This is a genomic window from Collinsella aerofaciens (assembly GCF_040926185.1).
GTDB lineage: Bacteria > Actinomycetota > Coriobacteriia > Coriobacteriales > Coriobacteriaceae > Collinsella > Collinsella aerofaciens_BC.
On the sequence record NZ_JBCOIQ010000008.1, the window covers coordinates 1 to 21,079 of the forward strand.

At 60.0% G+C, this 21,079-nt stretch carries 16 protein-coding genes; 9 read left to right on the forward strand and 7 right to left on the reverse strand.

Going from position 1 to position 21,079, the window contains the following annotated elements; genetic code table 11:
- The first annotated feature begins 312 nt into the window (after positions 1-312).
- The 5 genes from AB5750_RS04985 (at position 313) to AB5750_RS05005 (ending at position 5,881) form a co-directional block, all read left to right on the forward strand.
- On the forward strand, positions 313-1,743 hold the full coding sequence (locus AB5750_RS04985; protein ID WP_368145606.1) for a 6-phospho-beta-glucosidase: 1,431 nt from the start codon (positions 313-315) through the stop codon (positions 1,741-1,743).
- Between the two features lie 225 nt (positions 1,744-1,968).
- Positions 1,969-2,364 (forward strand): hypothetical protein, encoded by a 396-nt coding sequence (locus AB5750_RS04990; protein ID WP_368145607.1) that lies wholly within the window; start codon positions 1,969-1,971, stop codon positions 2,362-2,364.
- A gap of 6 nt (positions 2,365-2,370) precedes the next feature.
- Positions 2,371-3,768 carry a histidine kinase N-terminal 7TM domain-containing protein gene (locus AB5750_RS04995; protein ID WP_368145608.1) on the forward strand — a complete coding sequence of 466 codons (1,398 nt, stop codon included), beginning with the start codon at positions 2,371-2,373 and terminating at the stop codon, positions 3,766-3,768.
- Between the two features lie 2 nt (positions 3,769-3,770).
- Complete coding sequence (locus tag AB5750_RS05000) at positions 3,771-5,264, forward strand: sensor histidine kinase (RefSeq protein ID WP_368145609.1); 1,494 nt, start codon at positions 3,771-3,773, stop codon at positions 5,262-5,264.
- Positions 5,261-5,881 (forward strand): response regulator transcription factor, encoded by a 621-nt coding sequence (locus tag AB5750_RS05005; protein ID WP_368145610.1) that lies wholly within the window; start codon positions 5,261-5,263, stop codon positions 5,879-5,881. The genes AB5750_RS05000 and AB5750_RS05005 overlap by 4 nt, the downstream gene beginning before the upstream one ends.
- Positions 5,882-5,989: 108 nt before the next feature.
- Here the strand turns inward: AB5750_RS05005 and AB5750_RS05010 are convergent, their stop codons facing one another.
- The 6 genes from AB5750_RS05010 to AB5750_RS05035 form a co-directional block, all read right to left on the reverse strand.
- Positions 5,990-6,832: a hypothetical protein gene (locus AB5750_RS05010; protein ID WP_368145611.1), complete on the reverse strand. Its 843-nt coding sequence runs from the start codon at positions 6,830-6,832 to the stop codon at positions 5,990-5,992.
- An 80-nt stretch (positions 6,833-6,912) separates the two neighbouring features.
- On the reverse strand, positions 6,913-8,154 hold the full coding sequence (locus AB5750_RS05015; RefSeq protein ID WP_368145612.1) for an SPFH domain-containing protein: 1,242 nt from the start codon (positions 8,152-8,154) through the stop codon (positions 6,913-6,915).
- 48 nt (positions 8,155-8,202) lie between these two features.
- Positions 8,203-9,525 carry a hypothetical protein gene (locus AB5750_RS05020; protein WP_368145613.1) on the reverse strand — a complete coding sequence of 441 codons (1,323 nt, stop codon included), beginning with the start codon at positions 9,523-9,525 and terminating at the stop codon, positions 8,203-8,205.
- A gap of 24 nt (positions 9,526-9,549) precedes the next feature.
- The gene (locus tag AB5750_RS05025; RefSeq protein ID WP_138340566.1) at positions 9,550-10,287 is read right to left on the reverse strand and encodes a DUF4428 domain-containing protein; all 738 of its coding nucleotides are present in this window, start codon (positions 10,285-10,287) and stop codon (positions 9,550-9,552) included.
- A gap of 232 nt (positions 10,288-10,519) precedes the next feature.
- Positions 10,520-12,031 carry a nucleoside hydrolase-like domain-containing protein gene (locus AB5750_RS05030; protein ID WP_368145614.1) on the reverse strand — a complete coding sequence of 504 codons (1,512 nt, stop codon included), beginning with the start codon at positions 12,029-12,031 and terminating at the stop codon, positions 10,520-10,522.
- A gap of 266 nt (positions 12,032-12,297) precedes the next feature.
- Positions 12,298-13,635, reverse strand: coding sequence for a prolyl oligopeptidase family serine peptidase (locus tag AB5750_RS05035; protein ID WP_368145615.1), 1,338 nt, complete (start codon positions 13,633-13,635; stop codon positions 12,298-12,300).
- Between the two features lie 490 nt (positions 13,636-14,125).
- Here AB5750_RS05035 and AB5750_RS05040 point away from each other — a divergent pair, with 490 nt between their 5' ends.
- On the forward strand, positions 14,126-15,553 hold the full coding sequence (locus AB5750_RS05040) for a PTS transporter subunit EIIC (RefSeq protein WP_329738869.1): 1,428 nt from the start codon (positions 14,126-14,128) through the stop codon (positions 15,551-15,553).
- 210 nt (positions 15,554-15,763) lie between these two features.
- On the forward strand, positions 15,764-17,077 hold the full coding sequence (locus tag AB5750_RS05045; protein ID WP_368145616.1) for a glycoside hydrolase family 140 protein: 1,314 nt from the start codon (positions 15,764-15,766) through the stop codon (positions 17,075-17,077).
- 103 nt (positions 17,078-17,180) lie between these two features.
- Here AB5750_RS05045 and AB5750_RS05050 read toward each other — a convergent pair whose 3' ends face one another.
- On the reverse strand, positions 17,181-17,822 hold the full coding sequence (locus AB5750_RS05050; protein ID WP_368145617.1) for a TetR/AcrR family transcriptional regulator: 642 nt from the start codon (positions 17,820-17,822) through the stop codon (positions 17,181-17,183).
- A gap of 307 nt (positions 17,823-18,129) precedes the next feature.
- Here AB5750_RS05050 and AB5750_RS05055 point away from each other — a divergent pair, with 307 nt between their 5' ends.
- Together AB5750_RS05055 and AB5750_RS05060 are read left to right on the forward strand one after the other, a co-directional pair.
- The gene (locus AB5750_RS05055; RefSeq protein WP_368145618.1) at positions 18,130-19,422 is read left to right on the forward strand and encodes an MFS transporter; all 1,293 of its coding nucleotides are present in this window, start codon (positions 18,130-18,132) and stop codon (positions 19,420-19,422) included.
- An 87-nt stretch (positions 19,423-19,509) separates the two neighbouring features.
- Positions 19,510-21,042 (forward strand): DUF5605 domain-containing protein, encoded by a 1,533-nt coding sequence (locus AB5750_RS05060; RefSeq protein WP_368145619.1) that lies wholly within the window; start codon positions 19,510-19,512, stop codon positions 21,040-21,042.
- Positions 21,043-21,079 lie beyond the last annotated feature (37 nt).

The following is a 21,079-nucleotide window of genomic DNA, read 5'->3' on the forward strand; positions in this document are numbered from 1 at the left end:
ATTACGAGCTCCTGTGCGAATTGAAGGGAGCGCTCCCGCAAACTGCCTATTGACAACTTATAGGAGCGTCGGTTTTGATGGCGTCAAAGGCGGGTCTGGTTGAGTTTTGCCAAAAAGTCTACTCACTTGACGTTCGCGGCGTGTGGGCGGGTGCTTTTTCGTGCACGCGAGGTATCAAAAAGTGTCAGGAGCGCACCGTCTGCCGATATGCGGGAGCGAAAAGAAGTGTCGACCTGCGCCGTTGCCGTTGAGCGACGTGCCGTTTATAGAGATACTGAGCCTATGACAAACAGCGTATGAAAGGATCGATGCATGGCTTTCCGTAATGACTTCCTGTGGGGCGGCGCGACGGCTGCCAACCAGTGCGAGGGCGCCTACAACGTGGACGGCCGCGGCCTGGCCAACGTGGACGTGGCCCCGCACGGCTCCGAGCGCTTCGCGGTGGTCTCCGGCCAGCGCAAGATGCTCGACTTCGAGGACGGCTACTACTATCCCGCGCAGACCGGCATCGATTTTTACCATCACTACAAGGAGGACATCGCCCTCTTTGCCGAGATGGGCTTTAAGACCTTCCGCATGAGCCTGGCATGGACCCGTATCTTCCCCAACGGTGATGAGACCGAGCCCAACGAGGCCGGCCTGGCCTTCTACGAGGACGTGTTCCGCGAGTGCCAGAAGCACGGCATCGAGCCGCTCGTGACCATCACGCACTTCGACTGCCCAATCCACCTCATCAAGGAATACGGCGGCTGGCGCAACCGCAAGCTCATCGACTTCTACAAGAACCTCGCGACCACGATCTTCACTCGCTACAAGGGCCTGGTGAAGTACTGGCTCACCTTTAACGAGATCAATATGATTCTGCACCTGCCGTTTATGGGTGCCGGCCTGGTCTTTGAGGAGGGCGAGAACAAGGAGGCCGTCGAGTACCTGGCCGCCCACAACGAGCTCGTCGCCAGCGCTTGGGCCACCAAGATCGCCCACGAGATCGACCCCGAGGTCAAGATCGGCTGCATGCTCGCCGCCGGTAGCTACTATCCCTACAGCTGCCGTCCGGGCGACGTGCGCCAGGCTCAGCTCGACAACCAGGACAACTACTTCTTCGTCGACGTCCAGAGCCGTGGCTATTACCCGGCCTATGCCGTCAAGAAGCTTGAGCGTCTGGGCATCGACGTGGGCATGACCGACGAGGACCGCGAGATTCTGGCCGCCAACACCGTCGACTTCATCAGCTTTAGCTACTACAGCACCCGCTGCTCCGCGGGCGCCGACAATCCCGATGTCGAGAAAACCCAGGGCAACGCCTTCGCCGGCGCCAAGAACCCCTACCTGCAGCAGAGCCAGTGGGGCTGGGCCATCGATCCGCTGGGCTTCCGCATCACCCTCAACGACCTGTACGACCGCTATCAGAAGCCGCTGTTCGTGGTTGAAAACGGTCTGGGCGCCAAGGACGTTGTCGAGGAGGACGGCTCCATCAACGACGACTACCGTATCGACTACCTGCGCCAGCACATCGCTGCGATGCGCGACGCGGTGACTGAGGACGGTGTCGACCTGCTGGGCTACACCACCTGGGGCCCGATCGACCTGGTCTCGGCCGGCACGGGCGAGATGTCCAAGCGCTACGGCTTCATCTACGTCGACCGCGACGATGCCGGCAACGGTACCCTCAAGCGCTCCAAGAAGAAGAGCTTCGACTGGTACAAGAAAGTTATTGCTTCGAATGGCGAGGACCTGTCCTAAGGGCACCGAGCCCCCAACCTCATAGTCTCCTAACCAAAGCGCCCGGCGAGTAGTTTGTGCTTGCCGGGCGCTTTGCCGTCCGCGGATTTTGGGACATGCGGCCCGTTTTTTGAGCCCGCCTGTCGGTACACTAAAAGCACTATGGGTACCCGCGAGCGACATATCGGCCATGCGGCCGCCCGATCCGCGCCGGTAGCGGATCCCAGGGGCGGCAGGCTCTTCGCCATGCCGCGATTCCTTGTTGGCATAACACATCAGGTGTACCGTCACCGCGTCTTTGCTATCGCCGGCGCCATCACCGCGCTGTTCCTCATGCTTTTGGCAGTCTTGCCGGCGCTGTTTGCCTCCGACCCCAAGCTTTCCAACGCCGTGCCCGCCTATAGCGAGGTGTCCGAAGAGGTCGTGGATGCGCTCGTCCACTCGAGCTCTCTCCCGTTGCTTGTCGCCGCAATTATATTTTCGATCTGGGGTGTATCGGTCTATCTACGCTGTTTGGACTATGTGTTGCGCCGCCGCCTTGTTGCCGTCGCCACCATCTGTGCCCTCTGGATGATTGAGGTCATCCTCAAATACAAGTCGTTCACGCCGTTCTATGCCACCGTGCTGTGGTACCTGTACTAAGTGCCCATGACGCTCATTCCGCTCCTCTACCAGCTGTGCGGCCTGCGCCTTGCAGGGTTGGAGCAACATCGTGCGGGTCGCCGCTACCGCACAGCCCTGTGGATCGCGGCCATCCTGCTCATTGGGTTTGTGCTTACCAACGATTTTCACCAACAGGTCTTTCATTTCGATCGCTCGAGTGAAACCTGGAGTAACGATTACACGTACGGCTGGGGCTATTTTGCCGTTCTGATATGGACGGCCTTTAACTTTGTCGCCTTTTTCATTTTGGTGGGTCGGTCATCGTCCTTCCGTATCCAACGTTTTTCGGGCACGGCGGCACTCGTGCTGCTGGGCGGCGCGTTCTTTGCCATTTCGTACGCCCTGCGCGTGCCTTGGGCATGGAAGCTCAACTTTTCGCTCGTCTATTGCGTGCTGTGCGTGGTGACGCTCGAGATTTGCCTCGATTGCGGCGTCATTCCGTCGTACCACGGCATTGCCAACATTTTCGACACCCTGCCGCTCGATCTTAAAGTTATAACGCGCGACCTGCAGGAAGTCTATGCCACGCCGGTATCAAAGCCGATTCCGGCGGGTGTGCGCGAAGAGCTGCGCGCTCAGGAGCACGGGCATGCCCACGCCTTTACCGTGGCGTCCGATCCCGATGTGATGTACCGCGCCTTCCCACTGCTAGGCGGATCGGCATTGCTCGCCCAAGACGTATCGGAGCTCAACGAGCTCAATCGCGAGCTGGCGTACCGGCGCATGGAATTGCAGCGCCAAAACGAGCTACTTACGGCCGACTACGATCTTAAGACGCATCTTGCCGACCAGGAGGCCGAGGCCTTGCTGGTTAAAGATGTCGACCAGGCGCTTGCCCGTGCACTTGATGAGATGTATGGCGTGCTGAGCTCGTTGCCGCCGCTGGCCGACGAGGCGTCTTCGCGCGAGCGCTTTCGCATGCTGCAATGCGCCAAAATGCTTGTCGCCTATTGCAAGCGCAAGGGGTCGCTTACTTTGGCACAGCACGGGGAGAGTGGCTTTGATCGCGACCGCATCCAGCTAATCGCTAACGAGCTGGCAAGTGACCTGCGCACCATCGATGTTGATTGCGCCTCGATTATCGCCATACGACGTCCGATGCATGCCAGCACGGTAAGCGCGCTGTATGACTGCGTGTACGACTTTGCGTTTTTCTCCTACACCACCGATCATCCGGCGCTCATGTACCACTTGAGCGATCACGATCCGTGCAGTGTTGAGCTGCGTGCCACGCTCTTCTCCGACGACGAGGAAGACCTGTCACAGACGCCTGCCGCGCATGAACTCGAGCGCGAGTTGCAGGGTCGCAACGTGGCGTATCGTCTCGAGGGCGAGCCTGGCCAGCTGCGCATGATCGTCTTGATGCCGCGGGCAGGTGAGTGACTATGCAGATACCGCTCATTCTTCCCCAGATTGTCGCGCTCGACGTCGTCTTTGCCCTGACTGCGTGCTTGCAGATGATTCACGTTCCGCTCATCGCGTCGCGCCGCTCACCCTATAACCGCAAGGTGATCTGTGCTTACGAGGCGAGCCTGGTGCTTCACCTGATTATCTCGGCGCTTATCTTGTTCGCATCGAGCGGCTCATATCTGGTGGCGCCGCTCTACGTCGTCGCCAAGGCGGCGGGTGCGCTGCTGTGGATCAACGCTGCAATTGTTATCTATGGCGTGGTGCTTATGGTGCACTATCGTCGCCCCGTCATGTTGGTCGAGCTGCTGCTCGTTGCCGCCGTGACGCCGCCTGCCGTCCATGCCATGGGTCCGGCATGGACGGCGGTTCTTGTCGCAGAGGCCGCGTTCTTCCTGTTCCGCTCCGTCGCGGCGCTTTTGATGGACGTGCGCAACCGCCAGGAGGACATCACGGCGTTTTCGACGATCGAGACCATTAACGTGATCCCCGTCGGCATTCTGTATCTGGATTCGAAGGGCCGCCCGTTGCTCATGAACCGCTGCATGCGCAGGAATCTCGTGGAGCTTCACATGCCCACCGACCTGCACGACATGAGCGATACGTGGGGCGGTCTTCGAAAACTCAGTGCGCAGATGCCCGAGAGCAGCAAAAACCGCGTTCGAATCGACTTGGACCGCTTTGGGGAGGCGCGTGCGGTGGTCGAGGTTTCCCCCTCCGAGATTCGTCTGTTCGCGTGCGATGAGGTTATGGTTTCGGGCCGCCCCTTTGAGCGCATTATCGGCTTGGACGTGACGGAGTACGCGCATGCCCACGACCGTCTGACGCAGGCCAACCACCTGCTTGAGCTTGCGGGTCAAGAACTTCAGACTCAGATCGAAGAGGTCAAGAAGGTTGCCGACAATGCAGCCTACCTGCGCATGCGTGCCCGCGTGCACGACGTGATCGGGCAGCGCCTGTCTATTCTCCATCGATACTTGGAGGAGGGGCGTCTGGATGACGAGTCGCTCGAGCAGATCGATCCGCTGCTGCGCTCGATTGCCGCCGACCTGCGTAGCGGCGGCGCTAGCGAGCCTGCGGAGCAACTGGGCGATATCGTTCATGCCTTTGGCCTGGTGAGCGTTCAGATCGATGTAGATGGATCGCTTCCGGACGATGCACACGTCGCTGCCGCCTTTTTGCAGATTATCCGCGAGGCATCGACCAATGCCACCAAGCATGCGCAGGCCCACCAGGTCCAGGTGCGCCTGTGGCAGGAGGTATCGGATGGCGGTGCCATTGCGCACATGACGGTGTCAAACGACGGCGCGCCTGCCCCCGTATCGTATCGCGAGGGAACGGGTATTCCAGGTATGAGGCATGTCGCGCAAAATCTGGGCGGCAGCCTGGAGGTTCATGCCGCCCCGCCCTTTACGCTTGCGGTATCCATTCCGCTGAACTCCAACGCAACGGTCCAAAGGAGAAGCTCATGATTCGTATCCTTATCGTCGAAGACCAGGCCATCCTGCGCGAGAGCCTCGCACGTTCCGTTGGTGACCAGCCCGACATGACCGTTGTTGCCGCCATCGCCGATGCCTCAGATGCCTTGGACGTCGCGCTCAAGGAGCGTCCGGACATGATTTTGATGGACGTGTGCACCGAGCACGATTCCAACGGCATCGTGGCGGCGGCGCGCATCAAAGAGCAGCTGCCCGAGTGTCGCATCATTATCATGACGGGCATGCCCGAGATTACGTTTGTGGATCAGGCGCGCGAGGCAGGCGTCGACAGCTTTGTGTACAAGAATGTCGGTATCGATGAGCTGTTCGCCGTGATGCGCTCCACGTTGGCAGGTTACTGCACGTTTCCCAAGCCGCCCGAAAGCATCTTTTCGGGCACGGCGGCGCTCGACGACGTTGAGCTATCGATTTTGCGCCTTGCCTGCGAAGGCAAGAGCCGTCGCGAGATCGCGGCCGAGTTGTTTATGAGCGAGGGCACGATCAAGCGCCGCATCTCGGAGATTCTCAACAAGACCGGCTACGACAACATCATGCGCCTGGCCGTGCACGCGGTGACCGAAGGCAGCATCGTCCCCAATATGGAGCGCTAGCGCTCGTTACCTATCGGCGCAAAGTGACGGGGCCGCAGGATCAACTCCTGCGGCCCCGTCTTGTGTGCGCGGATGTGTCCGCCAATCCGCGACTGTCGTGGTCTGCCGTTACGCGATGGTTGCGCTGTAGGAGGCGACGTCCTCGTAGGAATCGGTCAGGTAGGCGTCGATGCCGATGGTCGTGTTGACCAGGTCGTCGAGGCTATCGAGCGTGCCGTTCGAGAACGTGAATTCCTCGGTGGCGTTGGTGCCGGGCATCAGGTGAGCCGAGAACCAAGGTTCCTTCATGGTGCCGTTGACGTTGGTCTTACCGCTGGGAGCGTAGAAGGTCAGGTCCTTGTCGCTCTTGTTGGTGATGTTGACGACAAAGCCGATGTCGCCCCAGTCGTCCTTGAACTTCTCGGTGATGGTGATGGTGCACAGATCGTCATCGGCGACGGTGACGGCGGGGGAGATTTCGACGCGCTGGACGTCGTCGTCTTCGACGGCCTCATCGATCTCCTCTTCCTTTTCGGCAGCCTCGCGATCCTTCTTCACCGTGCCGGACAGATCCTTGTCGGACTTGGTAAAGACGAGGTTGCCGTCATCCTCTTCGAGGATGAGTTTGCCGTCCTTGAGCTTCATGTCATGCGACTCATCTTCGGCGGTGATCGTTACGGTAGTGGCGTCCTTTGCCTCCCATTTAAGGTCGACAACCTCAAGGAACAGGTCGAGGGCGCCTGTACCGTCCTCATCGAGAATCAGGACGCAGTGGATACCCCAATCCTCGAGCATCTTCATGTACTCATCGGTCAGCTCTTCGCCATCCACGGTTCCACCCGAGAGCTCCCAGCTGCCGACGAAGTCGGCCTTGGGGTCTTTGGCGCCGCCGCTGCAGCCCGTCAGGGCAAAGGCGAGCGCCAGGACGCATGTCAGGAATGCGAGCACGGACTTTTTGAACGTTGTCTTCATGGTGTCCTCCTTAATCGAACGAAACCCATAGAAGCAGGAGCGGGGGCGGCGGATCCCCCGCCAATTACCAGATAGAGGGGCTAGGACCTGGGCGTTCCGCAGTTGCTGCAGAACTTGCCGCCGTTTTCGCTACCGCAGTTGGGGCAGAACCACTTGGCCGGTGCCGGGGCAGGCGCGGGGCTGCCGCACTCGGGGCAGAACTTGCCGGTGTTGGTGGCGCCGCAGCTGCAGGTCCACGTGCCGGCCGCAGGCGCGGCGGCGGGAGCCGGTGCGGGGGCGGGGGCCGGAGCCGGTTGCGGGGCGGCCTGCTGCTGCGCCTGGCCGGCAGCGAACAGCTGGCTGGCGTTCATGCCGCCCATGCCGCCTGCCATGCCCATGCCCATAAAGCCGGCCATCGCGCCGTTGGGGTTGGCTGCTGCCGCACGCATCGCGTCGCTCTGGGCGCTGGCGATATTGGCGGCCGCCATCGTGGGATCGCGCATGACCGCGGCCTTCTGCAGGTCCTTGATCATCTGCTCGTCTTCTTGCGAAGCGGCGATTGAGTTGACGCCAAAGCTCACGATCTCGACGCCGCGCAGGTCACGCCAGTCGGCGGAGAGGACCTCGTTGAGCGCGCGGGCGAGCTCGGTGGTGTGGCCGGGGATGGCGCTGTAGCGGATGCCCATCTCCGAGATCTTGGCAAAGGCGGGCTGCAGGGCGGTGAGCAGCTCGGACTTAAGCTGGCTGTCGATCTTGTCGCGCGTGTAGCTATCGGTCACGTTGCCGCATACATTGGTGTAGAACAGCAGCGGGTTGGTGATGCGGTACGAATACTCGCCGTTGCAGCGCACGGAGATGTCGACGTCCAGGCCAATATTGTTGTCGACCACGCGGAAGGGCACGGGCGAGGCGGTGCCGTACTTGTTGCCGATAATCTCCTTGGTGTTAATGAAGTAGACGCGCTGGTCCTTGCCCGCGTCGCCGCCGAAGGTGAAGCGGCTGCCGATATTGGCGAAGGTCTCCTTGATGGAATCGCCCAGGTTGCCGCTAAAGACGCTCGGCTCGCTGCCGGTGTCAAAGACAAACTCGCCAGGCTCCAGCGCGACTTCGATGATCTTGCCGTTTTGCACCACGAGCATGCCCTGGCCGTCGTTGACGGCGATGACGGAGCCGTTGGAGATGACGTTGTCCTCGCCATGCGTGTTGGAGCTGCGGCCGCCGGTGCGCTTAACGCCCTTGCAGGCCAAGACGTCAGCGGGCATCGATTCGCAGTAGATAAATTCCTTCCACTGGTCGGCCATGACGCCGCCGGCAGCTCCCAATCCAGCTTTCAAGAGTCCCATGGTGATCTTCCTTTCTCGTCAAAGTCCGGGTGGTGTTGATCGGGTTACTTAGTCGTCCTTGTCGTCCTTCATGACAACGGTGGTCTCGGTGTGGCTGAAGGTGTCGTGCTTCTCGGTCAGGTCGAGCTCGCCACAGTAGCAATCGGCGTGGGTGGCCTCGTTGGCTGTCTTGAGCTGGCCTACCAGCAACACGTCTCCGATGATCACGATGATTAGCGGCGCCACGATGTTAATGAGGATGCCCTCGATATCAAAGCTGAGGTAATCCGGATCGAAGGCGTATTCGCCCATAAAGAGAATCTGGGAGAGGATAAATCCGATCACAAAGAACAGCAGCGAGGCGATAATGAGCTTGGGCTTGGAGCAGGGGAGCTCGCCGACCATGCGGCCGGTCTGGCCGTTCATGGCAAACAGATAGCTCTTGCCATTCCATGAGGTTGAGAGCATCCAGACGGGGAACAGGGCATAATCGCTGTCTTCCCAGGTGTAGTCGAGCTGCTTGCTTTCGACCGTGGCGTCGTCGTACTCGTCGACGACGGTCTCGCGCAGGGCTGAGATCGTGCTCTCCTCCATGCGGCGCTCGGCGCGCGTCTTGCAGGTTTCGCAATCCTCGTCATAGCGGTTGGCGATGTAGCCGGGCATATAGGCGACCGAGAACGGGCGCAGCGCGTCGTAGTCAAACGGCTCGATGGCGTCCATGTGGCCGTCGGGCATCTTGGACGATCCGTCGACGGGCACGCGCTCAAACGAGATATTGCCCTTACGGTAGGCGTCGTAGTGGTCGGTGGTCGTGACGGTGCGGTCGGATTCCTCGGTCACGGTCTCGTTGGTCGCGTCAAAGTACACTTCGCCGTCAACGCGGGCGCCGTAGAGCCAAAACGGCACGTAAACGCCTTGGACCTCGTCGATGTGGTTGCCGGTGACAAAGCTCTTGGGCAGCAGGATTTTACCCTTGTAGTGGTCTTTGAGCGCGGCCATGACATCGTCGCGCCCGAGCTTAAACGGAATCACCAGGTCGGGTGAGAAGTCGCCCGAGAGCTGGCCGGGTGCCACGGCGGAGTTGCCGCAGTACGGGCAGGTGGTGACGGCGACGGTGCCGTCGGACACGAGCTCGGCGCCGCACGACGAGCAGATGTAGCCGGCGTTTTGAGCCAGCTCCTGCACGGCATCGTCGACAGCAGGCTTGGGGGCCGCGGCTGCGGCATCGGCTTTGGCATCTGCCTTGTCCTGGCGCTCGCGATAGAGGGCCTCGACTTCTTCGACTTCAAAACGCGAATCGCAGTAGTCGCAGACGAGCTTTTGCTCGGCACTGGCAAAGTGAAGGGGGCCGCCACACGCGGGGCACTGATAGTTGACGCTCTCAAAGGCCATGATCGGTCCTTTCGCTGCCGGAGGCTATGCGCCGATGGCGCCGCCGCAGTATTCGCAGCGCCCGCTGGCATCGGGAATGGTGGTTGCACCGCAGAAGGGGCAGGTGACCGCGGTCTTGGGGGCCTTAGCGGCCACGACGCTGTCGCGCGTTTCCTGACGCAGCTGCACCAGCGCGTCGCGGACCTCGGTTGCCTGGCGCTTGGCCTCGCGGTATTCGATGGAACCGCGCTGATCGATGGTGGAGTCGTTCACGCGCAGGTTGATCTCGGTAAAGTACGGCGTGTTGACGTGGATGGTCAGGTTAAAGTCGTAATCCAGGTCGTAGCGCGGCGGATTGTAGCTCTCGCGCTCGCCGTCTTTTGTCTCGCGATAGATCTCGGTGCGGTGCTCGTCGATATCCATATCGCAGCCGAGTACCTGCGAGAACTCGATGATGTCGGGATTGGCGTCGCGCCAGCGGCTCTGCGAAGTGATGATCAGCAGGCCCGCGTCTTCGTCGAGCATGATGTTGGTGCGCCCGGCCGAGAGTGTGCGCGTGGGGTTGAACGACGCCAGGCGCTCGGCATTGGCCTCGCGGTAGGCGAGTTGCTCGCGGATATCGTCCGCGGTGCTGGAGCGATAGCCGTGGAAGTAGGGGGAGAGCTTGCCGGCACACTCTTTGCACAGGTAGCCTTCGCTGATCTTGGTCTTTCCCAAAAGTCCCAGCTCGGTACCGCAAATCGCGCACTCTTTCTTTTCGAACATCTTGTCAAAGAAGCCCATGGCTGCCTCCCATCAACAGGTAGCGTGTGTCACTTTTGATGATGGGGGAGTGCGCGATCTTTCACGATACCCAGACGGCTCAACGAGTCTCCACAACTGGGACACATGGCCCATTTTTGACTAGTCGTTGGAGGCACTCTTCGGCCACTCATTGGGGACGCACTTAAATGAGTGGCAGTTGGGGACGCTCCATGCCGAATGTGGCGGTTGCCGAATGTGGGCGCCGTCCTTGCTATGCCACGGTTACGGCAATCTGGGCGTAGCGGCTGCAGGGGCGCTCGGCGCGTGTCTGCACGGTAAGGGTGAGCACGAAGCGGTTGCCGGGCTGCGCGTCGGCGGGCACGATAAAAGCGGTGCTCACCGCGCATTCCTGCCATAGCGAAAGATCCTGCGCGCCTGCATAGCCCGACGGGTTCACGGCGACATCCCAATGTGCATCAAAGCCCTTACCGTCGGGGTCGACGACAGTCGCTGCAAGGGCGACGCGCTCGCCGGCTGTAGCGCTGCGGTCGGCCGTGACCTCGATAACATGTGCCGGATGCGAGCAAGCTGCCGGATCATGGGCACACCATTGCGCGCGGGCGGCAAAGTCTTCCTGATAGGCGCGCAGGTAGGGATTGGGGTTGCCGTCTATGGGCGTGCCGATGGCGGCAAAACCGGCGGGCGCGTCCGAATCGGGATGCCCATCAAGAAACATACGGCCGAGCAGTGTATCGAAGTTGCGGTCATCGATACCGCGCAGGCCAAACGGCAGTAGCGGAATGTAGGTCATGCTGTCGCCTTCGGCCATAAAGTCGCCGCGCTCAAACTGCATCGCGGGCATGCCCTCTAGGCCCCAATCCAGATGGGCATGCTTGCCAAACTGGAAGCGCTCGGGCTCGTTTTCGTAGACCTTGCCATCGCCATAGAGCATGTAGCGTGCCATGAGGGGGCCGTTACCCTGCGTGAGATTCTGCTCAGGCCAAGGTGCCTTAAACAGCGGCAGCGTATCGGGTTGAGCCATCTTGGCATCGACATAGCCGCCATACATATAGGGCACACACCAAAAGATGAGCTCGGGAAAGAGCTCACGTCCATGGTCGAGCCATGAGTTGTCCTGCCCCACGCCATCGGCAACGCCCATCACGCGCACCTTCTGATAGACCCGCTGCTGCACGGCAGGCCATTCGGGCGTGGCGCGATAACACTCGGCAATGCTCATGAGGGCGCGAACGATGGTGTTCATGCCACCCCAGCTGAGCAGCCATAACGTACGCGGGTCATCATCCAAAATCGCCTGCGCAATTACGTGAGACCCCTCAGTTTCCTCAGTCACATCACCCTCAAAGGCAACATTTCCCACAAAGGTGCGCTCGATCATCTGGGCAGGCGTGGGAAACGGCGGCTCACCGGCAGCGCCCGCATTCGCTTGCAACTGCGGCCAAGCCTGGGCATATTCATTACTCCAGAGGCTTTCGATCCAATGTTCGGGAAACGGACGATACTCACAAAGCTCCCCGGCCAGCGGATCAGGCTCATGAGGCACAACAGCCCACTCGTAAGAGCGACGCCCTTTGGTCCGCCAATGCGAATTCACCTCGCCCAGCGTATGAACCCCATCCCCAAGAAAGTGATACTGCGAAGCCGTATACACCACAGCCTGAACATCAAGTAAGTTGAGATACAGAGCCAAATGAACGAGCGAGTTCATATCGTCGACTTCCATATCGGTAGTAACAATCACCCGAGTCAACTTCTGGGACATAGGAACAGCTCCAATCAAAATCAATTTAGCCAGTTACGCGCAAGGCAAGACGGGACCCACGCCCTCACCGCCACCGACCCGGCGTGCTGCCGGAAGCGCCCGGCCAGCGTTTCGAACAACGTTAACTTAGGGGGCCCTGACCTTTAGTTTTGTAAACATTCCGCAGCGCGGGCCCCGCTTATCCGATGCTCCGAAGGAGCAGGATAAGCGGGGCTCAGGCGCGAGGACGTTTACAAAACTAAAGGTCAGGGCCCCCGATGGGATGGTTACCTCGAAACTCTGGCCGACCACTCCCAGCAGCCCACCGGCTCGCCGTCGATGAGTACGTTACCCCCGTCGAAGTCTTGATAACACAGGTCGTTGAATTGGTGGATCCACACGCCGTGGTTGAACGTCTTCTTGGGCGAGCCGTCGGCCTCGCGATAGCGCCCGGTCAGGTCCTCGACATGGCTAAAGTAGGTGAGGTGCACGTTGGCTCCGGCGTCACGCAGGCGCGCCGTGAGCGGCAGCACGGTCTGTTGCGGCGGCACGAGCTCGTCGCCCTTGGAGTGCGTAAACCACAGCGGCGTCTTGGCGAGCGCGGCTACGTCCTCGTCCGTGGCGTTGTACCACGGGGCACAGCAGGGAAGGCCCGCGGCGAAGAAATCGGGGTAGTCGGCGCACAGGCGCAGGGTCATAAAGCCGCCGTTGGAAAGGCCAGCGATCACGATGCGGTCGGTGTCGATACGCTCGGCATACTCGGCGACAAACTCGTCAATGAGCGCTTTGAGTACGGGGGAGTAGATGCTCTGGTTGGAGCGACCGAGCTGCTCGACGCCGTTGTCCATCCAAAACGTCGGAGACTGCGGCACGAGCACCCAGGCAAAGCCGCCAAAGTAGCGCTGGATTTGCGCCTGGCTAATGGCTGTCACGCGGTTGCCGGTATAGGCGCGCGTGGCGCCTTCGCCCTGTGCGGCGCCCTTGCCTTCGCCGGCGCCGTGTAGGTACACCACGAGCGGGGCCTTTTGGGGCACGACCGTGGCCTCGGGCGCGAAGGGATTGAAGCAGGCCGAGTCCTCTGCCTTAAAGCTGGGCTCAAAGAAGCCGTACTCGAGCGCGATGCCATCAATGGCGGTCTTTTGTACGGCATTGCTCCAGCCCTTGAGTGCGGGGCAGATGTCGCCGCGACAGGTATCGAAGACCAGGCCGCAGGTGGGGTCGTCGCCGTCGTTGCCGGGAAGAGCCGCGAGCTGCGTGATGTGCAGCTGGTCATCGAGCATGCGCGAGCCCATGACGCCGCCTTCGATCTTTTTGGTCAGGCGCTGCTCGGCGACCTCGAGTGCCACATGGGTGCCCACGGCGAGCTTGCGGCCGTTCTCGTCACATGGATACGCGGCGAGAACGTCGATGTAACCCACGGAGGGCGCGGCATGGTCGGCGCCGTGCTCCTTGCGCATCAGGACCTCGCCCGTGCGCTCGTGACGCTCTGCATATATATGGAAAGTGTTCGAATCGAGATCGTTGGCGCGCACGGTGCAGGGCAGGTCGAGAACGACCTTGCTGATCCAGGGGCCAAAGTCACCCAAGGTGGTGACGGTTGCGTAGGTGCACGATTTGAGTTCCATGAGCTGCCTCCCTTGTGCCGCGAGAGTTAAACGTGTGCGGCAATACAATCTAAACATGTTTAGTGTAAAGCAGAATTAGAGAATTAGCAGATGAACTCGGTAAACGGTCGCATCAAACGCTCAATGAACTACTAAACACTCGTTTACCACTATCTAGCAGGGTTTTTGTTGATGGGTCAACAAGGCATTTGGGTGCCAGATTATATAAAATCCCACGTAGACGGCTATTTATTAATAAACGGTACTATATGTAATGCCTTAGCGTTCAATTACGTTCACCCCCGATTTCCTACCGTTCACCGGACTGCAAACGGCAAAACTGCCACAAATTCAACGCTGCGTGTAAACTAAGTGCTGTAAACGTTTAGTAATCAGATTGTTTACGACAGCGTATCCAAGGGCTCGGCAGCCGTAAGGGGTTATAGTCGCCGGGTCAAAGGCGTGCCTACGTCCAAACGGGTAGGCACACGATGATATGGGGAGGGGTCCCATGGCAGTAGATAACAAGCAGATTGCCACCGATGTCCTCGAGCTCGTGGGCGGTGCGGAGAATGTTGCCGTCGCCACCAACTGCATGACGCGCCTGCGTCTGACGCTCAAGGATAACAGCAAGGCCGACGTGGAGAAGATCAAGAAGGTCAAGGGTGTTCTGGGTTGCCAGTTCGCCGGCAGCCAGCTCCAGGTCATCATCGGCCAGAACGTGCCCAAGGTGCTCGCCGAGTTCGTCGCCATGTCCGGCGTCAAGCAGGGTGCCGCGGTCGACGAGAACCTCGACGCTCCTAAGGAGAAGTTCGAGCTCAAGAACCTGCCCAACATCATCCTCGACTATCTGTCGGGCTCCATGACCCAGCTGATCCCGCTGCTCATGGCCGGCGGTCTGTTCCGCACCATCGCCGCGGTCCTCGGTCCCACTATGCTCGGCGTTCTCTCCGATACCGATCCGACCTACACGTTCCTCTACACCACCCTGTACGAGGCCACGTTTACCTTTATCCCCATTTACCTGGGCTATGCCGCTGCTAAGAAGCTCGGCGCCTCTCCGGTTCTGGGCATGCTCCTCGGCGGTGCTCTCATGGCCCCGTCCGTCGTGAGTGTCGCGACTCAGGAGGGTGGCGGAATCATCTCCGTCTACGGCATCCAGATCGCCGCTGCCAACTACCAGCAGTCCGTCCTGCCGATCATCCTCTCGGTGCCGGTCCTGTACTTTGTCGAGAAGTTCTTTAAGAAGGTCATGCCCGACGTGCTGTCCACGGTCTTCACGCCGTTCTGCACCATGATCGTCACCATCCCCATCGCCTTCATCGTCCTTGCCCCGATCGGCAACGAGATCGGCAGCCTCATCGCCAACGCCCTCTTTGGTCTTGCTGACCTTGGCGGTATCGGTATCCTGATCGTCATGGCCATCCTCGGCGCCTTCTGGCAGCTCTTCGTGGTCTGCGGCATGCACATGCCCGTCATCCTGCTCGCTCAGGTTCAGATCATCGCTGCCGGCTACGATCCCTTCGTCTTCGTTTCCACCAACTGCGCTATGGCCGCTGTCTGGGGCTGCGCCTTCGGTGCCTTCCTCAAGATGAGGAACCCCGACGAGAAGGGTCTTGCTCTGGGTTACGTCATCTCCGCCATCGCCGGCGGCGTCACCGAGCCCGCACTCTTCGGTATCCTCATGCGCTTCCGTCGCACCATGCTCGGTATGTTTATCGGCGGTGCTATCGGCGCTGTGTTCTCCGGCCTCATGGGTGTTACCTACTACCTGGCCGGCGGTGCCTCCAACTTCCTGGTCTTCACCAACTACCTGCAGGGTGGCCAGATGAACACCGTCTGGGCTATCGTCGGTATGGCAATCTCCTTTGTCATCGCCGCTGCCGTCGTCTTTGCCACTGGCTTCTCCAAGGAGGAGCTCGCCGAGATGGAGGCCTAAGGCCAAACCATTCGGACGCATACGACCTTACCTACACGACAGGGCCCCGTCAGGCGCAAGCCCGGCGGGGCCCTTCTTACAAGGTAGACTGATTGGGGGCGCGCGGCGCCTACTCGCCGGGGCTTGCTAAGCGCCAGGGGCTTTCGCGCGGGGTTACCGCGAAAGAATCTGCCGGTTCGCAACTCCTTTATCAAACGAAAGGGCATGCAGATGAGTTTGGGAAAGCTGACCGTTAACGGTCGTCAGGACGGCTTTTTGTGCGAGGGCAAACCGTTCTTTTGGTTTGCCGATACGTGCTGGAGCGCGTTTACGAGCATTACCGAGGCCGATTGGGACTACTATCTGACCCGTCGCGCCGAGCAGGGCATGAACGTGCTGCAGATCAACACGCTGCCGCAGTGGGACCGCTGCTGTCCCGATCTGGGCATTTGGCCCTATGCCAGCGAGGACGGCGTGCATTTTGATTGGTCCCGTCCCAACCAGGCGTACTGGGACCGTGCTGCTGCCATGTGCCGCGCTGCCGTCGAGCACGGCATTCGTCCGGCACTCGTGCTTATGTGGTGCAACTACGTGCCCGGTACCTGGGGCGCCAAGATTGCTGAGCGTTGCGGTGCCGAGGTTATGCCGCGCGAGGAGGTCCGTGCCCACGTTGCCCGCGTCGTCGAGAACCTGGGCGAGTTCGACCCCGTCTATGTGGTGACGGGCGATACCGACTTTACCAGCGACGAGGCGATCGCCTATTACGAGGATGCCCTCGACGAAGTTGTCAAGCGCGCGCCCGAAGCGTTGCGCACCATGCATATCAACCGCGGCAACCGCACCATTCCGTTGCAGTACCTGGACCGCCTGGACTTCTACATGTTCCAGCCCGGCCACAACTACGAGGGCCAGCCCGAGGCCTGGCGCCTGCCGCAGGACTTTATCGCCAACTATCCCAAAAAGCCGATGGTCAACTCCGAGCCCTGTTACGAGCAGATGGGCGCCTCGCGCAACGTGTACTGGCGGTTCACCGCGCAGGACTGCCGCGCGAGCGTGTGGTCGTCGATCCTCGCCGGCGCCAGTGCGGGTGTGACCTATGGCGCGCACGGCGTTTGGAACTGGCAGACCAGCAAGAGCCAGGGCTCGGTGCTGGGCGAGGGCTTCGATATGCCGTTCCGCTGGCAGGAGTGCCTGCAGTTTGCGGGCGTTTGGGACTTTGGCGCGATTGAGCATGTGCTTGCCGGCCTGGGCGCTACGGCTGGCGATGACGCACTTGCCGTGGTTCCGGCGCAGGAGCTGCTCGATGACGCGCGCGAGGCCATTCGTGTGGCGCGCGTTGGCGATCGCGTCGTCACGTACCTGCCGCGTACCACGGCGCTCAAGTTTAAGCTCGACGGTGCGCGCGACTGGACGGCGACGGTCCTCGACATGGAGGACAAGCGCATCGCCAAGCTGCCCGTCCGCGACAACGGTGACGGCACCGTGCGCGTGGCCCAGCATCCCTTTGAGCACGACGCGCTGCTCGTGGTCTCGCCGGCGCGTTAAGGAAAACGGAATAACGCAAGAGAAAAGGCCCGGGTGGTAGCCCGGGCCTTTTTGTATCGACACAGCCGTTGCGGTTGGTAATGGCGATTGCATACCGCCGCTCTTAACGGTAGCCCTCCCAGAGGGGAAGGGGAAAGAGGATGTCCTCGAACTTAGACCACTCGGCGGGATAGTCGATCTCGTCGGGTCGCGCCACCCAACGGCCTTCCAATCCGTACATCGCCGCCAGCGCGCACGAGATGGCTTCGGTGGCGTCGATTCCCTCGGGAACGCTCCAGTTAACATCGGGCTCGGGCTCGATAACTCCGCGCGAGCGGTCGTTGAAATACTCGTGCAGGGGGCTCTCCGTGCTCATGGCCTCGGTATTGAGCATCTGGAAGAGCATGACGAGCTCGGGCTGACTGTTGTTCTCCGCCACGAGCAGACGGCAGTATTCGGGAATCTTGGGGCTCTGGCCCTCAAATGCCCCGCCAGGATGAAAGAGGGAGAGATAGTCGTCTAAGGTTGAGCTGCGATCGTAATAGCGACGGATCACCTCGACCAAAAGCCCGTGCTTGCTGCCCACGTAGTGCAGCACGCCCGCCTGGGTGATGCCCACCTCGTCGGCTACCGCCTGGAGCGACATGCCGTTAAAGCCGCGCGCGTTGATAAGCCGCACGGCCGCCGAAACAATCTGGTCAAGGCGTTCCTGCGCCGCAGCGCTGCGTTTCTTTGCCGCGGGTGTGGGAGTTTTCTGAGTGTCCATATAAATCGCGCTGCCTTATTTAGGGCGGCTCGAGTATTGCCGCCAAATGCCTTTTGTATACCCCCATAGCTTACCTCAGCCGTTCAGCGGTTCAAAACAACCGTTTACCGCTCTTATAGGTTACTAAGTACTTAGTAAGCGTACTATACAGGTCGTGGAGTTACTTACTAGTTAGTAAGTAACAACTCAACAGACGCTCGCGAGCAGCCGTACCCCATTCCACGGCCGCCGCATCCAGCGGGTTTGACCCCTTGACCCTTGGTGCACGAGCGCCCTCGCGCATTCCATCACAGAGAGGATCTATTCCATGGCAAATCAAACCGCCGCGGCGATTGACGAGAACGCCATCGCCCCCGATACCGGAAAGCCCATGACCAAAACCGAGACATGGCGCTTTATGATCGGCTTTATCATCTTCGGAATCATGTGGATGATGTCGGGCACGATCGGCTCCAACGTCTTGTTCCCCGAGCGTTTTAACGGCCTTAATATTGGCCAGCCCGAGGCAATTCTCGCGGCGATGAACTCGGTCGGTTCGATCTTCGCCCTGTTCTCAAATCTCGTTTTCGGCGCGCTTTCCGACCACTGCCACAGCCGCTTTGGCAAGCGCACGCCGTTTATCGTTCTCGGCGGCTTTATCTGCGGCTGCGCCTTCTGGAGCACTTCGGTCGCGACCACACTTCCCATGATCGTCGCCTCCTGGTGCGTGCTGCAGATTGGTCTTAACTGCATGCTTGCCCCTGCTGTTGCCGTGCTTTCCGACCGCATCCCGCTTAACAAGCGCGGCACGCTCTCCGCTTTCTATGGCGGCGGCGCAACGGCCGGCCAGTCGATTGGCACCATCATCGGTACGCAGTTCCTCTCCAACCCAGTTCCTGGCTTTATCATCGGCACGGTCTCTTGGTTGCTGACCGGTATCCTCGCCGTCATCATTTGGCCGCGCGAGAAGTCTGCCGCTCTTGACGAGGGCGAGCAGTCCGAGAAGCTCAACCTCAAGTCGCTGCTGCTCATGTTCGTTCCGCCCACCAAGAACTGCCGCGACTTCTACCTGGCACTCTTTGGCCGCCTTCTCCTCATCTTCGGTTACTTCTGCATCAACGGCTATCAGCTATACATCCTCGAGAAGTACATCGGTCTTCCAGTGGCAGAAGCCGGCGCGGTCCTTTCGAGTATGTCCGTCGTGATCATGGTCGTGTCGCTTGTCGCCTCGCTCACCTCGGGCGCCATCTCCGACAAGATCGGCCGCCGCAAGCCCATCATCCTCGTCGCAACGATCATGATGTGTATCGGTATCGCCCTGCCCTGGCTACTTAAGTCCGTTATCGGCATGTACGGATTTGCTCTGCTCGCCGGACTTGGCTACGGTATCTACTCTTCCGTGGACCAGGCGCTCAATGTCGACGTCCTGCCCGATAAGGAGAACGCCGGCAAGGACCTGGGCATCCTCAATATCGCCAACACCATCGGTCAGATCCTCGGTCCCATCGTGACCTCGGCAATCGTTGTCGCCACCGGTTCCTACTTCACGGCGTTCCCGATCTCCATCGTGCTCATCGCCGTGGGCTATGTGTCCATCATGCTCATCAAGAGCGCCAAGTAATCCGCCACTCTCTTTCATTCCGTCGGGCTGCGTTCGTGTTGCCCGACGGACTCCGACTATTCAATCGCTTAACTTGGAGGCGTTATCATGACTATCGTCGAGCAGTACAAGGTGTTTAAGCTCGAGCTCGCGGGCACTGCGGCCGGCAATCCCTATGTCGAAGTCGAGCTGTCGGCACACTTCGATCGAGCGGACGGCATGGACAGCTTTGAGGTCCGTGGCTTCTACAAGGGTGACGGCAACTATGGAATCAACTTTATGCCTGAGAGTGCCGGCGTCTGGAACTACGTGGTGAGTTCCAATGACCCCGAGCTCGATGGTGCCGCCGGCTCTTTTGAGGCCGTGCCCGCCACGGGCGCCAATCATGGTCGCGTGCTGCTGGCAAAGGATGTGCTCGCCCACGGAGCTCCGTTCATTACTGACGAGGATTTCAATTTTGCGTACGAGGACGGCACACGCTACCTGCCCTTCGGCACCACTTGCTATGCGTGGACCAATCAAGATGCCGAGCTGCAGGAGCAGACGCTTCAGACGCTCGCCACAGCGCCCTTTAACAAAATCCGCATGTGCGTCTTCCCCAAGTTTTACGACTATAACGTCGAGGATCCGGCGATGTATGCTTACGAGGGCGAGAAGGGCAGCTTTGACCATTTTCGCTTCTATGAGCCGTTTTGGGAAAACCTCGAGCACCGCATCGAGCAGCTTGACGAGCTGGGCATCCAGGCGGATCTCATCGTTTTGCATCCGTATGACAAGCCCGAGGACTGGGGCTTCTCTCGTATGACGCGCGAGGAGGATATTTTCTACCTGACGTATGTCGCTCGTCGCTTCTCGGCATACAAGAACATTTGGTGGAGCCTTGCCAATGAGTGGGACCTTATGCCGTGGAAGCCGGCCGAGGACTGGGACCGCTATGCCCGTATCATCATGGCGAACGACCCGTATGGTCATCTGCGCAGTATCCACAATTGCCGTGAGATCTTTGACCACAGTCATCCGTGGATTACGCACGTGAGCTACCAGAGGTGCGACCTCAAGAACACAGCCGAGGACGTCACCATGCTGCGCGCGCAGTATAGCAAGCCGGTTTTGATCGACGAGGTCGGCTATGAGGGCAACATCAACTGGGGCTGGGGTAACCTGACCGCTCAGGAACTCGTACGTCGTTTTTGGGAGGGCAGTTTGCGTGGCGGTTATGTGACCCACGGTGAGACCTACGTCGACCGCGGACCCAAGCTGTGGTGGGCGCACGGCGGCAAGCTCTACGGCGATTCGCCCGATCGCATTGGCTTTTGCCGTCGCTACATGGAGGCGCTGCCGGCCGATTTTGACTGGGTGCCCGATGAGGTCGGCATCCTTGACGGTACGTTTACCTGGGATGTCACCTGTATGTCCAACGATCATGGCCACGGGACTGCCGATGTCCTTATGTACTTTGGGTTCAACCGTCCGGCGTATCGTGAGTTTGAGGGCGAGGCGGGCGCTCGTTACAAGGTGAATGTCGTGGACACATGGGACATGACGGAGGAAGAGCTTCCCGGAACCTTTGAGGGCAAGTTCCGCATCGACCTCCCTAGTAAGCAGTATATGTTGCTTCGTCTGACTAAAGTAGAGGCGTAATAATAGAGATAATCGGCTCCGGGCGCGATTTGCTGCA